The 14844-nt window shown below is 73.1% G+C and carries 15 protein-coding genes; 5 read left to right on the top strand and 10 right to left on the bottom strand.

The window, feature by feature from the left end; genetic code table 11:
* The first annotated feature begins 295 nt into the window (after window positions 1-295).
* The 3 genes from AB0F18_RS26985 to AB0F18_RS26975 all read left to right on the top strand — a co-directional run bounded on the left by AB0F18_RS26985 (window position 296) and on the right by AB0F18_RS26975 (window position 1934).
* On the top strand, window positions 296-598 hold the full coding sequence (locus tag AB0F18_RS26985; RefSeq protein WP_362065005.1) for a hypothetical protein: 303 nt from the start codon (window positions 296-298) through the stop codon (window positions 596-598).
* Between the two features lie 153 nt (window positions 599-751).
* The gene (locus AB0F18_RS26980) at window positions 752-1222 is read left to right on the top strand and encodes a cyclic nucleotide-binding domain-containing protein (protein WP_362065003.1); all 471 of its coding nucleotides are present in this window, start codon (window positions 752-754) and stop codon (window positions 1220-1222) included.
* Window positions 1223-1490: 268 nt separating this feature from the next.
* Window positions 1491-1934 (top strand): subtilase-type protease inhibitor, encoded by a 444-nt coding sequence (locus AB0F18_RS26975; protein ID WP_362065001.1) that lies wholly within the window; start codon window positions 1491-1493, stop codon window positions 1932-1934.
* A gap of 93 nt (window positions 1935-2027) precedes the next feature.
* Here AB0F18_RS26975 and AB0F18_RS26970 read toward each other — a convergent pair whose 3' ends face one another.
* Both AB0F18_RS26970 and AB0F18_RS26965 read right to left on the bottom strand, forming a co-directional pair.
* Window positions 2028-2870 (bottom strand): GNAT family N-acetyltransferase, encoded by an 843-nt coding sequence (locus tag AB0F18_RS26970; RefSeq protein WP_362064999.1) that lies wholly within the window; start codon window positions 2868-2870, stop codon window positions 2028-2030.
* A gap of 21 nt (window positions 2871-2891) precedes the next feature.
* Window positions 2892-3335 carry a hypothetical protein gene (locus AB0F18_RS26965; protein ID WP_362064997.1) on the bottom strand — a complete coding sequence of 148 codons (444 nt, stop codon included), beginning with the start codon at window positions 3333-3335 and terminating at the stop codon, window positions 2892-2894.
* Window positions 3336-3523: 188 nt separating this feature from the next.
* On the opposite strand from AB0F18_RS26965, the gene AB0F18_RS26960 reads away from it, so the two are divergent.
* A complete protein-coding gene (locus AB0F18_RS26960) occupies window positions 3524-4246 on the top strand; it encodes a Sir2 family NAD-dependent protein deacetylase (RefSeq protein ID WP_362064995.1) in 723 nt (240 codons plus the stop codon).
* Here AB0F18_RS26960 and AB0F18_RS26955 read toward each other — a convergent pair.
* The 7 genes from AB0F18_RS26955 to AB0F18_RS26925 form a co-directional block, all read right to left on the bottom strand.
* Window positions 4243-4734 carry a VOC family protein gene (locus AB0F18_RS26955; protein ID WP_362064993.1) on the bottom strand — a complete coding sequence of 164 codons (492 nt, stop codon included), beginning with the start codon at window positions 4732-4734 and terminating at the stop codon, window positions 4243-4245. The genes AB0F18_RS26960 and AB0F18_RS26955 overlap by 4 nt on opposite strands.
* Before the next feature lie 129 nt (window positions 4735-4863).
* A complete protein-coding gene (locus AB0F18_RS26950) occupies window positions 4864-8430 on the bottom strand; it encodes a bifunctional glycosyltransferase family 2 protein/CDP-glycerol:glycerophosphate glycerophosphotransferase (RefSeq protein ID WP_362064991.1) in 3567 nt (1188 codons plus the stop codon).
* 195 nt (window positions 8431-8625) lie between these two features.
* A complete protein-coding gene (locus AB0F18_RS26945; protein WP_362064989.1) occupies window positions 8626-9000 on the bottom strand; it encodes a hypothetical protein in 375 nt (124 codons plus the stop codon).
* Window positions 9001-9047: 47 nt separating this feature from the next.
* Window positions 9048-9482 (bottom strand): roadblock/LC7 domain-containing protein, encoded by a 435-nt coding sequence (locus tag AB0F18_RS26940; RefSeq protein WP_362065013.1) that lies wholly within the window; start codon window positions 9480-9482, stop codon window positions 9048-9050.
* An 83-nt stretch (window positions 9483-9565) separates the two neighbouring features.
* Window positions 9566-10336 (bottom strand): transcriptional regulator, encoded by a 771-nt coding sequence (locus AB0F18_RS26935; protein ID WP_362064987.1) that lies wholly within the window; start codon window positions 10334-10336, stop codon window positions 9566-9568.
* A complete protein-coding gene (locus AB0F18_RS26930) occupies window positions 10333-10740 on the bottom strand; it encodes a hypothetical protein (RefSeq protein WP_362064985.1) in 408 nt (135 codons plus the stop codon). Before AB0F18_RS26930 ends, AB0F18_RS26935 begins: the two co-directional genes overlap by 4 nt.
* Before the next feature lie 172 nt (window positions 10741-10912).
* Window positions 10913-11491 carry a TetR family transcriptional regulator gene (locus tag AB0F18_RS26925; protein WP_362064983.1) on the bottom strand — a complete coding sequence of 193 codons (579 nt, stop codon included), beginning with the start codon at window positions 11489-11491 and terminating at the stop codon, window positions 10913-10915.
* A 130-nt stretch (window positions 11492-11621) separates the two neighbouring features.
* Here AB0F18_RS26925 and AB0F18_RS26920 point away from each other — a divergent pair, with 130 nt between their 5' ends.
* Window positions 11622-12905, top strand: coding sequence for a helix-turn-helix domain-containing protein (locus tag AB0F18_RS26920; RefSeq protein WP_362064981.1), 1284 nt, complete (start codon window positions 11622-11624; stop codon window positions 12903-12905).
* Here AB0F18_RS26920 and AB0F18_RS26915 read toward each other — a convergent pair.
* Complete coding sequence (locus AB0F18_RS26915) at window positions 12811-14763, bottom strand: APC family permease (protein ID WP_362064979.1); 1953 nt, start codon at window positions 14761-14763, stop codon at window positions 12811-12813. The two genes, AB0F18_RS26920 and AB0F18_RS26915, sit on opposite strands and share 95 nt — an antisense overlap.
* Window positions 14764-14844: the final 81 nt, after the last annotated feature.

Here is a 14844-nt window from a genome sequence, read left to right as displayed (position 1 = left end):
CGGCCGGCAGCACACCGCCGCCCGCCAGGAGCAGCACGCTCAACAGCACCCGTACAAGGCTCTTCATCTCGCTCCCGCCCGGTTCCGCCGCCCCGTCCGGGCGGCTGCGGCGGACAAGTTACCGGCCGGTCGCAGGGGAGGGAAGGCGTCTGCGGGGCCAAGGCCCGGGCGCGTCACCCGCGCGGACCGGGGCCGCCCCTTCCCGTGGCCCGGGCCGGGGAAAACCGCCCCGCGGCGGGCCGCGCCGCTCTACGGTGCCCTGAGGGGCCGGGTGAGGCGACGGAGGGCGGGGCTGATGGACGAGGAAGAGGACATGCGGCTGGCGAGGATCACCCCGGAGATCTCCCGCCGCACCCTGGCGATGCTGCGCGGGCTCGCCGGGCTGGAGCCTCCGGAGCGGGTGCCGGAGGACGCCATGGCCGTCGCCGACGCGATCCTCGCCGAGCACGGCACGGACGGGCTGCGGGTGCTGGTGATGACCCTGGCCGCCTGGGCGACGGCGCAGATCGAGAACGTCGCCGAGCTCAGCCGGCGCAGCCACGAGGCGGTGCTCGACGCGATGGAGCTGGCCTGCCTGGAGGCCAACGCCGAGGAGTAGCCGTCGGGGCCCTCGGGCGGCACTGGGCGCCCGCCACCCCCCGTGGGCGGCCGGCGACCCACAGTGCCCGGCCTGCTGTACGCCCCGATCCGGCCCCGGTCGGCGACACTGGGGGGACCAGGAGGTTGCGGGGGGTCGTGATCGGAGGCCGTCGTGAGCACACCTTCCCCCATCCGGATCGCCGCCGTACTGTCCGCCGAACACCGCGCCCGGCTGATGTCCCACGCGCATGAGGTCAATTTCCCCGAGGGTGCCCGGATCTTCGAGGAGGGCGGACGGGCGGAGGCCTTCTGGATCGTGCGCTCGGGCACGGTGACCCTGGAGGTGCCCCTGCCCTCCGGCGGCCACCGGGGCGCCGCGCCCGTCGAGAGCCTGGGCCCCGGGGAGCTCGTCGGCTGGTCCTGGCTGTTCCCGCCGTACACCTGGCAGCTGAGCGCCGAGGCCATGACGCCGGTACGGGCCTACGAGTTCGACGGCCCGGCCGTGCGGATGCTCATGGACGCCGACCCGGCCTTCGGCTCGGCCATCGGCCACTGGGTCGGACGGATCCTCGCGGTGCGGCTCCAGCAGACCCGCACCCGGCTCCTCGACCTCTACGCTCCCCGCCCCACGGCCACCCGCTGACCCTCCCCGGCCACGGCCCAGGGCCGGCCGGGCCCCGCAAGCGCCCCCCGCACGTCACACCGGCCCCACGCCGGCCGCGCACGGGGGGCGTGTTCGGCCGATTCCCGCAACCCCTCCTCCACAGGTCACGACGACGGAGGCCACTGCGGACTGCACTCATGCGCTCACGATCGGTGACGAGAAATAGGGGTACGAACGAGCGTTCACGTCCCGGATGGGCAAGACTCGCGTCCGCTATCCGAAACACCGACCCCGAGGAGTGTTCGAAATGCGGTCCATCACCAGGAGTCTGGGACTGGCTTCCGGAGCAATGGCGCTCACCGCCCTCACCGCCCTGGCCGGGACCGGAGCCGCCGACGCGGCACCGACCGGAACGCAGAGCCTGTACGCCCCGTCCGCGCTCGTGGTCAGCGTGACGGCCGGTCAGGACGCCGCCGCCGGTACCGTGCTGCGCGCGGTGACCCTGGTGTGCGCGCCGCGCCCGGGCGGAACCCACCCCTCGCCGGCCACGGCCTGCGCCGAGCTGAGGGCGAACGGCGCCTCGCTGGACGCGCTCGCCGCGCCCCGGCCCGACAGCGCGTGCACCCGGGAGTGGAACCCGATGACGGTCACCGCCGACGGGGTGTGGCAGGGCCGCAGGATGAGCTACACCTACACCTTCGGCAACCCGTGCGGGCTGCGCAGCACCACCGGCGTGCTCTTCGGCATCTGAGGCCCGCTCCGGGGCCCGCTCCGGCGGAACCCCGCCGGCGGACCGGCCGGGCGGCGCCGCCGACCGCCGCCCGGCCCCGAAGGCCCCTGCCCGTCAGCCCAGTTCGAGGCTCGTGACCCCGTACAGCCCCGCCAGCTCCACCTCCGGCGCCGGTCCGGTGTACATGCGGGCCGTCTCGAAGGTCGGGGCCAGCCCCAGCCCCGCCGCCACGGCGGCCGCGGCCGGGTTCGCGTCGGGCACGTCCACCGCCACCTCCCCGCCGGGGGCGTGCCCGGCGAGCCGCCGCACCAGCGCGGCGGCCACCTCGGGGCGGTCCGCGTACAGGGGCCCGATCCGGGAGGCGGAGCTGCAGGGGCGGACCACGCCGAGGCCTTCGATCCGCCCGTCGCGGACGGCGGCGAGGGCGGTCCGGCCGGGCAGCGCGGTCCAGGCGGAGAGGAAGGCGTCCCGCGCCTCGGGGAAGAACCTGCGGTCGTAGGCGGCGAGCCGGGCGAAGGGCAGCGCGGCCGCGTCCACGATCTTCACCCCGGTGTCCTCGCCGGGCCGCGGGGCGCCCTCGTAGCGCATGGTGGTCCAGGCGGGGCGGAACCCGGACTTGCGGTAGTTGTCCTGCTGTTCGACCACCCCGTCCAGGCCGACGAGCCGGCCCTCCAGCCGCTCCATCCCGGCCCGCCACAGCCGGATCCCGTAGCCCTGGCCGCGTACGTCGGGCCGGGCGATGTAGAAGCCGATGAACCCGAAGCCGGTGCCGTAGCGCACGGCGGAGATGCAGGCGACGGGTTCGCCGTCGAGCCGGCCGACGAGGAAGCCTTCCGGGTCGGCGACAGCGAACGCGAAGCGGTCGCTCTCCCCCGGGTTCCAGCCCTCCTTGTCGGCCCAGACGCGCAGCGTCTCCATGTCGTGGGCGCTCGCGCCGGTGATCTCGAATCGTGTCATGCCGGGTGTCCTACCCAGCAATCACCCCGCGCAGATCACGTCGTCGAGCATGATCGGACGGGAGTCGGTGCGGACGTAGGCGGTGAAGGTGTCCGTGGCTCCGAAGGGCCAGGTGGTGGTGACGGTGGCCCAGCCGACGAACGCGGACGGCATGGCGGTGGCCTGGCCGACGGTGATGGACTCCGGCGTGCCCGGGCGGCAGAGCAGGACGTCGGTCTCCGGGGTGTGCGCCTGCTTGTCCTTGAGCAGCTGGGAGACCCGGTGGACGCGGTCCTGTTCGGAGGGGCCGTGGCTGCCGTAGAAGGACCGCAGGAAACGGGTGATCTCCTCGGTCGTGTGCCGGTGGGCCCAGCGGGGCTGCGGATCGGCGAGGGCGGCCGCCGGTGCCGACGACGCGAACAGCGGGAACAGGGCGGACACGGCGGCGAGCAGCAGGGCGCCGGAGCGGTGTGGCGTGAGCGTCATGTCGGGTTTGTAACCGGCGGCCCGGGCGGACCCCCGGGGCGCGGCGCGTTCTCACTCCGGTGGGCGTGGAGATTCACCGCAGAAACGCCCCTCCGCTTGCGCCGACCGGCCCCGGGTGCGTCGCCGGCGCCGCCGGGCGGGGCGGAATTCGTTCGCGGGTGCGGACGGGTTCTGCTTAGGGTCGGCGCATGGGGAAGCAGCTTGTCGCAGTGTTCAGCGGGGCCGGGATGTCCACCGATTCCGGGATCCCGGACTACCGGGGGCCGCAGGGGTTGTGGCGGCGCGATCCGGACGCCGAGAAGCTCGTGACGTACGAGTACTACATGGCCGACCCGGAGATCCGGCGCCGTTCCTGGCTGATGCGCGCCGAGCTCGGGGCCCTGGCGGCGCAGCCCAACACGGCACACCGGGCGGTGGCCGAGCTGGAGCGGGCCGGCACTCCGGTACGGGTGATCACGCAGAACGTGGACGGGCTGCACCAGCTCGCCGGAATGCCGGAACGGAAGGTGTTCGAACTGCACGGGACGGCCCGGTCGGTGGTGTGCACCCGCTGCCAAGCCCGTTCGGGGACGGACGAGACGCTGGCCCGGGTCGCCGCCGGGGAGCCCGATCCGGCCTGCCTGGCCTGTGGCGGGATCCTCAAGACGGCGACGGTGATGTTCGGGCAGCGGCTGGACCCGGAGGTCCTCGCGCAGGCCGTGGCCGTGGCCAAGGGCTGCCAGGTGTTCATCGCCGTCGGGACCACCCTCCAGGTACAGCCCGCGGCCTCACTCGCCGGGATGGCGGCCGAGGCCGGGGCACGCCTGATCATCGTCAACGCGGAGGAAACCCCGTACGACTCCCTGGCCGCCGAGGTGATCCGCGAACCGATCGGCACCGCCCTCCCGACCCTCCTTTCCCGCTTCGCCTAGGCCGTCTCCTCCTGGTCGGCGGCCCGGCGCATGGCCGCCACGTCGAGCTTCTTCATCTTGAGCATCGCGGCGGTGGCGCGGGCGGCACGGCCGGGGTCCGGGTCGCCGATCAGGTCGATGGCGCCGGGCGGGATCACCTGCCAGGAGACGCCGAACCGGTCCTTGACCCAGCCGCAGGCCGATTCCTGGCCGCCGTCGCGGGTCAGGGCGTCGTAGTAGTAGTCCGCCTCGGGCTCGTCGGAGCAGTGGATCTGGAACGAGATGGCCTCGGTGAAGGGGAACTGGGGGCCGCCGTTGAGGCCGACGAACTTCTGGCCGTTGATCTCGAACTCGACGACCATCACCTCCCCGGCCGGGCCGGGACCCGCCTCGGTGTAGCGGACGGTGTTCAGGATCCGCCCGTCCTTGAAGACCGACAGGTAGTAGTCGGCGGCGGCCTCCGCGTCGCCGTCGAACCACAGGCACGTGGTGAAGCCGTTGCTGGTCATGGCTGCTGCCTCCGGTGCTGTGTGAAGGGGCGGCTGGGGTGCCGTCCCTCCATACAGACCGGCCCCGCGCCCGAAACTCATCGGTGGGCGCGGGGCCGTTCCGTACGTTCACCCGTTCGGGCTACAGCACTACTTCTGGAGCATGCGGTCGACGACCCGCTCGGCGGCGCGGCCGTCGTCCAGGTCGCAGAACTCGGCGCGGAACGCCGCCCGCGCCTCGGCGTACCGGGCGCCCACGGCGTCCGCGTCGCGGACGGCCTCGATCAGGCTCGCGGAGTCCCTCAGCAGCGGGCCGGGGGCCTTCTCCTCCAGGTCGAAGGTGAAGCCGCGCAGCGTGTCGCGGTAGTGCTCCAGGTCGTACGTGAACAGCAGGATCGGCTTGTCGGTCAGCGCGAAGTCGAAGAGCGCGGACGAGTAGTCCGAGATCAGCACGTCGGCGACGAGAAGCAGGTCCGTGGCGTCGGGCCAGCGGGAGACGTCCACGACGAAGCCGTCGCGCACGCCGTCGCGGAGCTGCTCGCCCACCAGGTGGTGACCGCGGACGAGCAGGACGTGGTCCTCGCCGAGCTCGCGGCGGGCCGCGTCCAGGTCGATCCGCAGGTCGAGCTTGTAGCCGCCGCTCCAGCCCTCGCGGTTCTCGCGCCAGGTGGGCAGGTAGAGGACGACCTTCTTGCCCTCGGGCAGGCCGAGCCGCCGGCGGACCTCCGCGATCCGCTCCGCGTCGGGACGGATCAGGGCGTCGGTGCGCGGGCTGCCGGACTCGACGACCTCGCCCTCGTAGCCGAGGGCCCGCTTGAGGATGGGGGTGGCGTACGAGCTCGGGGAGGCGAGCAGGGTCCACTGGGCGCTGTCGTGCGCCAGGCCCTCCAGCACCTCGGGGCTGGTGTAGTAGTCGTGCGTGAAGTCGTAGCCGATCTGCTTGAGCGGCGTCCCGTGCCAGGTCTGTACGACGGTCTGGCCGGGGCGGCGCCGGAAGGTCCTCGGCACGCTGTCGTTGACGATGTAGTAGCGGGCGCGGGCCAGGACGTCCCAGGCCTCCAGGCTGCCGTACTGGACGGCGCGCGCGGTCGGCGGGACCTCGGCGCGGCCGTCGCGGACCAGCCAGATGTGCTCCAGCTTCTCGCCCCGGCGCAGCAGCTCCTCGTGGATCGCGCGGGGGGAGTCGCCGGCGCCGTTGCCCTGGAAGGTGTCGTAGACGGCCATGTCCTTGACCGGGAGCCGGCGCTGCTCCGGGTAGGTCACGTCGCGGGCGATGCGCTGGGCGTAGCGGGAGCGGTCGTGCGGGCTCAGCAGCGGGTCGCTGACCAGGGCCATGCGGTCGTAGTGGCGGGCCTCGACGCGCATCCGGCGGCCCAGGACGGTGAGCGGGTGGGGTCCGGTGTTCAGGGCGGGGGCGACGAGCTGCACGGGTGCGCCGCGTTCGACGCCGAGCAGGCCGGCGGTGGTGCCGCCCTGGCTCACCGGGCGCAGGGTGGGCCACCAGCGGCCCTGCGGGAGGGTGGTGCGGCCGGCGTACGGCTCGGGGAGCACGGGCTCGAAGGAGGCCTCGAAGCGGTCCCCGTCGCGGGTGACGGGGTAGCTGAACTCGGTGCCGTACTGGTCGTGCAGGACCAGCTCGTACGGCTCGTCGGCGCTGTCCGCGGGGGCGCGGAAGGTGCCGCTGAGGGTCAGCGTGCCGTTCTCCGTGGCGACGGTGTCGACGAGCGGCGGGGAGGGCTGGACCGAGAGGACGAGGTGGCCGCTGGTACCGCGCTTGGCGAAGACGGCGAGGTCCGGGTCCCCGCCGGGGAGCGGTACGGCCAGGCCGGTGAAGCCGCCGCGTTCGTCGTGGGCCAGGCGGTGGCTGGTGCCGTCGGCGCGGACCACGGTCAGGGTCCAGGCCTCGGGGTTCCACTGGCCGGGCTGCCGCTCGGCGGGCGCGATGGCGCCGAGTCCGGCGAGGGGCACCACGGCGGTGAAGGGGACGCGGCCGCCGGCCGGGGCGGTGCCCAGGGTGAGCGGGACGTCGAGGACGCTGCCGCTGCCGGCGTGCTCGGCGCGCAGGACGGTGCCCTCGCCGGCGCCGGCGGCGAGCTCACCGGTCAGTTCCAGGGCGTCGTCGCCGGAGGGCCGGACGTCCAGGACGCGGGCGCGGACGATCTCGACGTGGACGGTGAGGACGCTCGCGACGGTCGGCAGGATGCGGACGTCGGGGGTGGCCCAGTACGCGGGCGGGTTCGTGCCGCTGTCGTGTTCGCCGCCCTTGAGGCGGGCCCGGTGCAGGCCGCCGGGGCCGGTGACGGCGATGGAGGTCGTCCATATGCCCTCGTGCCACTTGCCGCCCGACTGGAAGACGGTGGGGTCGACGACGGCGGTGAAACCGGCCCAGTCGGCGTGCCGCAGGGCGAGGTGCGGGGAGTACACGGTGGCCATCGGGGAGGCCACCGTGCGGGTGGGGACCACCGTGCGGCGGCGCTTGCCCTGCTCGCGGAAGATCAGCATCTTGCGGGAGCCCAGGCGGCTCTCGGCCCCCATGTGCCCGGGCAGGGCGTAGCCGCGCAGCAGCAGCTTGCCGTCGCTCCAGGCGGCCTGCTCCAGCCGGCTGACGACGCGGCGCTCGCGCGGGCCGAGGGTGAGCAGCTTCGGGGGGACGGGCGCCTTGAGGAAGGGGTAGTCGGCCTGCGGGCGGGCCAGGCCCTTGACCGGCACGCTGTAGCTGAAGTCCCGCTGGTGGTGCAGGAGGCCGATGAATTCCTCGATGCGGCCCTCTCGGGCCAGGTACGCCTTGAGCCGGTCGGCGACGGTGAGGTCGCTCCAGGGCTCGGTGCCGATCTGGCGGATGAGGCCGCCGACCTCCTTGACGAAGGCGGCGCGGAAGTCGTCGCCGCCCTCGGCGACGTACTTGTATATGAGCGGGAGTTCCTCGCTCAGCACGTTGTGGTCGTACTCGCGCAGGTAGCGGGCGTACTTCTCGCCGGGCTTGCCGAGCAGGGCCTCGCGGACCAGGCGGACGGAGGTCACGCGGTCGATGACGGAGACGGGGTCGGTGGAGCGCTGGGTGATGGAGCGCTCGCCGGTCTCGCGGACGCGCCAGTGGTAGACGCAGTCGCTGATGACGTCGACGCTCTTGGCGAAGTAGTGCGCGGGGATGCTGACGGGGGCGTCCTCGTAGAGGATGCCCTCCGGGTACCGGAAGTCGTGCTCCTCCCAGAATCCGCGCCGGTAGACCTTGTTCCAGGCGGTGCGGTCGGTGACCAGCGCCGGGAACTTGGAGATGTGGGTCTTCAGCCGGGTGTTCGCGAACGCGACGCGGTGACCCCAGGACTGCTGGCTGCCGACGGAGCGGAAGCGGCGGACGTTGCCGGCGGCGAAGTCCGAGCCGGTGGAGTCCAGGGCCTCGATCAGCTTCTGGTAGGCGTCCGGCGGCATGATGTCGTCGCTGTCGACGAAGGCGATGTACTCGCTGTCCGGCGAGGCGTGCCGGAAGCCTACGTTCCGCGCGGCGCCGAGGCCGGCGTTGTCCTGGAGGACGACCCGGAAGCGCTTGTCACGCTCAGCGAAGGCTTTCGCGAGGACCGCGCTGGAGTCCGTGGACCCGTCGTCGACGATGACGACCTCGAAGTCGTCGAATGTCTGCGCTGCTAGGGACTCCAGGCACTCGTCGAGGTAGAGCTCGACGTTGTAGACGGGTACGACGATGCTCAGGCGCGGGGGCATGGGTGGCGGGTTCTCCAGCGTTTTTATCTTTGTCGACCGGGTTGATGATCAGCCAATTACAGCATCTTACTCTGTAACAGGATGATAAAGCTGACCCATATCGGACATATCGCCCCGTTCGCCGGGGCGAGCGGCAAAGAATTCAGCCGCCCGCCACCGTGCCGTCGCGGCCACGGGGGGCCGTCGTCCGTCCCGTCAGACTTCCAGGCTCTCCTCGATCTTCTTCAGCTGGTGGCGGGCCATGGCCAGGTTGGCCCGGCCGCGGTCGAGGGCGAGGTAGAGGAAGAAGCCCTCGCTGTTGCGGCCCTTCATCAGCCTGATCAGGTGGTACTGATTGCCGAGAGTGATCAGGATGTCCTCGATCTCGTCCTTCAGGCCGAGCATCTCCATGGCGCGGACCTTGGCCCGCACCACGTCCGTGTTGCCCGCCGCGGCGACCGTCAGGTCCAGGTCCTTGCCGCCGCCGACGGTACCGAGGGCCATGCCGCTGCCGTAGTCGACGAGGGCCGCGCCGATCGCGCCCTCGATGCTCGTGGTGGCTTCCTTCAGGGCGGTTTCCACGTTGACCATGAGACTTCCTTTGCAGTCGTTTGCTTCTGGCTTGTTCTTGAGGTCCGTCAGGAGCGGTCGGGGACCTCGGCCGCCGGAGCCGCGGGACCGGAGCGGCGGCCGAGGCTGTGTTCTATGAGCTCGGTGATCCGGACACTGGAGCGGCGGGCCTCCAGGTGGAGGCGGCCGACGTTGACGCGCGGCTCGGCGATCAGGGTGAGGACGGCCGCCTCCCCCGCGGCGTACGTGGCGACGTAGCCGTGCTCACCGCGTACGAGGAGCTCGCGGAATCCGCCCTGTCCGGTGCAGTCGCTGAGCCGCTGGGCCACGCCGAGGGCGGCGGCGGTCAAGGCCGCGACGGACTCGACCTCGGTGGCGGCGCTGTCCTGGGCCAGCACGAGGCCGTCGGCGCTCGCGGCGAGGGCCCCGTTGAGCTGGGGAACCCTGGCCCGCAGCCGCCGGAGCTCGGCGAGTATCTCGGCTTCGGCCTCGGCGGGCAGCATTACCGTGTTCATGTCGGCCTTCCTCCCTTCGAGCGGCGTCCGCTCGGAACGGTCGGCTCGCAGAACCGGTCGCAGCGGGAGCCTCACAGGCTTGCCTCCAGTGCGTCGCGTAACCGGCGGAGCAGCGCCACGTCCGGGGATTGGGCCTGGGTGATCCAGTCGGGCAGGGATGGGACCGGCGCCGGGGCCGGCCGGGTGTGCGGGGTCTCGACGAGCCCGGCGGCCGCGAGTCTTCGCACGTCGAGCAGGGTGTGGAAGGCGGGCCGGCCCAGCACCCACGCCAGGTCGGCGGGGGTCCGTACGCCGTCCGCCTGGCCGAGCAGCGCCCGCTGCCGGGCGGTGACGATCTGCCCGGGCGCGGCCGGCCGGGGCACGACGGGGGCGGTGTCGAGCTGCGGGTAGGGCCAGACGGCGTCCAGCAGCTCGCAGCGCCGGCGGGTCTCGCGTTCCACGGCGGCCGCGGGGACCGAGCGGACGGAGCCGATCCAGTGGGTGGCGCCGCGCCGGAACCGGGAGGGGCCGCTGCCCGGGGAGAGGGCGAAGAAGGCGGCGTCGAATATCGCGGCTATGTGGCAGATCTCCAGCTCGCCGCCGGCCAGGCCCCCGCTGTCCACGAGGAACCGGGCGACCTGCCGGCTGGCCCCGGCCTCGTTGACGGCCTCGTTCCAGCGCTCGGGGGCGAGGCCCCCTCCGGTGGTGAGCAGCACGTCCAGGCCGGGGGTGGAGGGGCTCTCCGCGTGCACGATCCGACCGTCCTCCAGGAAGAGGGTGCCGCGGTCGCGCAGCAGGGCGCCGGTGGCGCGCTCGGCGGCGAGCCGGGTGAGCAGGGGGGAGACGGCGGTGAGACTGTTCACCGGAGCACCAGCCCTTCGGCGAGGGCGCGGAGTCTGTGCCGGGCGAGGGCGAGGTTGCCCTCGGTGCGGTCGAGCCACAGGTGGAGGAAGACGCTGCTGTCGAAGCTGGTCTCGACGAAGCGGAGCACGTGGTAACCGGTCCGGGTGGTGACGATCAGGTCCTCGACCGGCGGCCCGGATATGCCCGCCGCGCCCGGCGGCGGCGCGGCGGGCTGGGCGAAGGACTCGTACTCGGCGGCCGCCCGGGCCAGTTCGGCGGTCTCGGCGGCGGTGGTCTCGTGGTCGCCGACGGGGGACTCCCCGACGGTGCCGAGGGCCAGCCCGCTGCTCCAGTCGACCAGCGCGGCCCCCCTCGCACCCGGCAGGGCCATGGCTTCGAGCAGGCATTCGTCGATCCCGGGCACGCGGGCTCCCCTCCCGGCCGGACGTGCTGGGCGCACTGTCGTCGTACGGCGTGACAGGAGGGAACTTACTCAAGTTCCACAGTGTGAAAAGGTGTTCTGGCATTTTCCGCTGGAACATGCGCGGTAGCACGTGACAGCTTGGCCTGAACCCGTCCGTTTTTGATCAAGACTGTCATCGCGTGCCCGTCACGAACGCCGGGAGCAGACGCTCCACCATCACCCCGAGGAGGGGTTCCACCGGGTGGGCTTCGAGCAGGGCGGGCACGGTGAGGCCGTCCACGATCAGCCCCTGCATCGCGAAGTACAGCAGTTCCACGCCCGCCCGGTCCCCGGGCAGCCCCGCGTCCAGGTGCCGGGCGATGTTCGCCTCCAGTTCGGCGGCCAGGAAAGCGGACAGCTCCTCCTGGAGCTCGGGCCGGCGGGTGGCCTCCAGGCGCAGCTCCAGGACGGCCCTCTGCACGCTGGGCTCGGCCCGCAGGCGGCCGAGGAGCCGGCGGAGCAGCTCCACGGTGTCGAGGGGACCGTCCAGTCCCGCCGGTTCTGCGGGGTCCGGGGTGAGGCGCTCGCGGGTGCGGCGCAGGATCTGCACCAGCAGCTGGCCGCGGTGGGCGAAGTAGTTGGAGGCGGTGCCGGTCGGAACCCCGGCCTCCTCGTCCACGGCGCGCAGGGTGAGGCCCCGGGAGCCCTCGCGGGCCAGGACTTCGATGGCGGCGTCGAGCAGTGCGGCCCGGCGTTCCGGATTCCGGCGCATGGGCGGGTCCCTGGGTCTGGCGGAACGGCTGTCGGTGAGCACTGCATCCGCAGTGCTCTCAAACACGCTAGCGGACCCGCCTGCTCCGGGCCCTCCCCACCGCCCCCTCCCCCGTGTCACGCTGCCCGTCATGGAGCGGATCATCGAGGAGATACGCGAGGACCTGGACCGCCGGATCGCCGTGGCGGCGGACCGGCTCACCGACCGGACGCTGACCGAGGACCCCGCCTACGCCGCCCCGCTCGGCCGGGCCGAGCTGCGCGGGCGGATGCACCACACCCTGCGCCAGGCCGTCGAGGGCCTGGTCCGCGCCTCCCGGGGGGAGCCGGTCGAGCTGGCGGACGCCCGGGCCGCCGGCGCGCTGCGGGCGGGGCAGGGCCTGCCGCTCGCCTCCCTGCGGCGCACCTACCGGTACGGCGGGCGGCTGGTGTGGCAGTGCCTGACCGAGGCGGTGGCGGCACACGACCGGGCGGCGCTGCCCCGGCTGCTGGCCGGGGCGGGCGCGTTGTGGGACGTACTGGACCAGATGGCGGACGCCGCGTCCGAGGCCTACCACCGGGTCGGGGCGGAGCGGGGCGAGCGGGAGCGGGAGCGGCGCGCGGCCCTGCTGGACGCCCTGCTCGACGGCCAGGCGGCGGCCGCACGGAGTCCCGAGGCCCTGGCTGCCGCCGCCGCGCAGCTGGGGCTGCCGGAGCGGGGCCGCTTCGCGGTGGTGGTGCTGGGGTCGGCCGGCCCGGGGGGCGGCGGGCCCGGCACCGCGGGGTCCGACGGCGGCGGCCCGGAGCCGGACGCCCCGCGTGTGCTGTGGCGGATCCGGGCCGACGGGGAGACCGGCCTGGCCGAGCTGGGGCACCACCCGCTGGAGGCCCTGCGGGCGCTGCTCGCCCCGCTGCCGGTGCGCGCCGGGATCAGCCCGGTGGTCGGGACCCCGGCGGAGCTGGCCGGGGCCCGCCGGCTGGCGGCGCTCGCGCTGCGCACCGCACCGCCCGCGGCCGGACCCGGCGCCGCCGCGCTGCTGGACGAGCGGCTCCCGGCGGCGCTGGTCGCGGCCGACCCGGAACTCGCGGCCCGGCTGCGGGAGGTGGTGCTGGGCCCGGTGCTGGCGCTGCCGCCGCAGGAGGCGCGGGTGCTGCTGGTGACCCTGGGCACATGGCTGGCGTGCCAGGGCTCGACCACGTACGCCGCCCAGCGGCTCTACTGCCACCGCAACACCGTCTCCAACCGGCTGCGCCGCCTGGAGCAGCTGACCGGACGGGCCCTGTCGGACCCGGCGCACGTGGTGGAACTGGCCCTGGCCCACGCGGCGGTGTCCCAGCGCCCTACTTCCGGGCCGCCCGCTCCCCCTGCCGCGGCTGCGGGTGGCGGGCCGACTCCAGCAGGTACGGAACGTCGATCACCGCGATCCCCGGGGTGAACAGCAGCCTCGCCTTGAGCCGCAGCGCGTTCTGGTTGTGCAGGGGCTGCTCCCACCAGTGCCCGACGACGTACTCGGGGATGACCACCGACAGCACGTCGGTCCCCTCGGCCGCCGCGGCCTCCTCGACGTACGCCAGGACCGGCCCGACCACCTCCCGGTAGGGCGAGTGCAGCACCTTGAGCGGGATGCCCGGGTCGACCTCCGCCCAGGAATCGCGCAGCCGCTGCGCCTCCTGCTCGTCGGCGGCCACGGAGAGCGCGCTGAGGGTGTCGGGCCGCAGCCCCTGGGCGTAGCCGAGCGCCTTCAGCGTCGGGGCGTGCACGTTGGCGACGAGGACGAGGACGTGGTGGCGGGCCGGTTTGCGCGGACGCGCTCCGGGGGCGACGGCGACCTGTCCGGCGACCCGGTCGTAGTGGCGGCGGACCGCCTTCATGCCGAGGAAGAGGATGGGCATGGCGATGACGACCAGCCAGGCGCCGTGCGTGAACTTGGTGATCAGGACGATGACCAGGACCACGGCGGTCATGAGGGCGCCGACCGCGTTGATGGCCAGCCGGCGGTGGATGTGGATCCGCTCGCCCCTGGGGGTGCCGGGAGCGGCGAGTTCCCGGAGCCAGTGCCGGACCATGCCGGCCTGGGAGAGGGTGAAGGAGACGAAGACGCCGATGATGTAGAGCTGGATGAGGCGGGTCAGCTGGGCGTCGAAGGCGACGATGAGGGCGATGGCGGTGAGCGCGAGCAGGACGACGCCGTTGGAGTAGACGAGCCGGTCGCCGCGGTTGAAGAGCTGGCGGGGCGCGTAGCGGTCCTTCGCGAGGATCGAGGCGAGCATCGGGAAGCCGTTGAAGGCGGTGTTCGCGGCGAGGACCAGGACGCCGGCGGTGGCGGCCTGGAGCAGGTAGAAGAGGAAGTCCCCGTCGCCGAAGGTGGCCCGGCCGATCTGGGCGAGGGCGGTGGACATGGGGGTGTTGGGGGCGAGGCCGAGTTCGGTGGGGTCGGCTGCGACGTGCACCCGGTAGGTCATGGCGAGGGCGGTGATGCCGGCGAACATGGTCACGGACAGCGCGCCCATCGCGGCGAGGGTGGTCGCCGCGTTCCTGGCCTTGGGCTTCTGGAAGGCGGGGACGCCGTTGCTGATGGCCTCGACGCCGGTGAGGGCGGTGCAGCCGGAGGCGAAGGAGCGCAGGGCGAGGAAGACGAGGGCGATGCCGGTGTAGGTGCCGGTGGCGTGGATGGGGAGGTGGGCGGACTCGGCGCGGATGGTCGTGCCGGTGCCGAGGCGGACGGCGGCGACGGCGAACATGACGTAGATGATCAGCACGAACCCGTAGGTGGGGACGGCGAAGACGCGCCCCGACTCCCGTACACCGCGCAGGTTCATGACGGTCAGCAGCACCACGAAGGTGACCGACAGGGCCACTTGGTGGTCGTTCAGGGAGGGGATCGCCGAGGTGATGGCGGCGACCCCGGAGACCACGGACACGGCGACGGTCATCACGTAGTCGACGAGCAGGGCGCTGGCTGCCGTGAGGGCGGCGGTCTGGCCGAGGTTCTCGGAGCTGACGACGTAGGCTCCCCCGCCGCCGGGGTAGGCGTGGCAGGTCTGGCGGTAGGAAGCGACGACGACCACCAGCAGGAAGACGATGGCGGCGGCCGCGTACCACGCGAGGTGCAGCAGCGCGACTCCGCCGAGGGCGAGGATCAGCAGGATCTCCTCGGTGGCGTAGGCCACCGAGGAGAGCGGGTCGCTGCAGAAGATGGGCAGCGCGAGCCGTTTGGGCAGCAGGGTCTCGCCCAGGCGCGCGGTGTCCAGGGGCTCACCGACCAGCAGCCGTTTCGCATTGATTCGCCTCATTCCGCGATGGATATCCCTGCACGTCGGGTTTCAGACGTGTATGGGTGATACTCCGCCGGGGCGGCGTCCCCCGTTCGGCCC

The sequence above is a fragment of the Streptomyces sp. NPDC029216 genome (assembly GCF_040648015.1).
In the GTDB taxonomy this organism is placed as follows: Bacteria; Actinomycetota; Actinomycetes; order Streptomycetales; family Streptomycetaceae; genus Streptomyces.
This window is presented reverse-complemented; position numbering and strand designations above follow the sequence as displayed.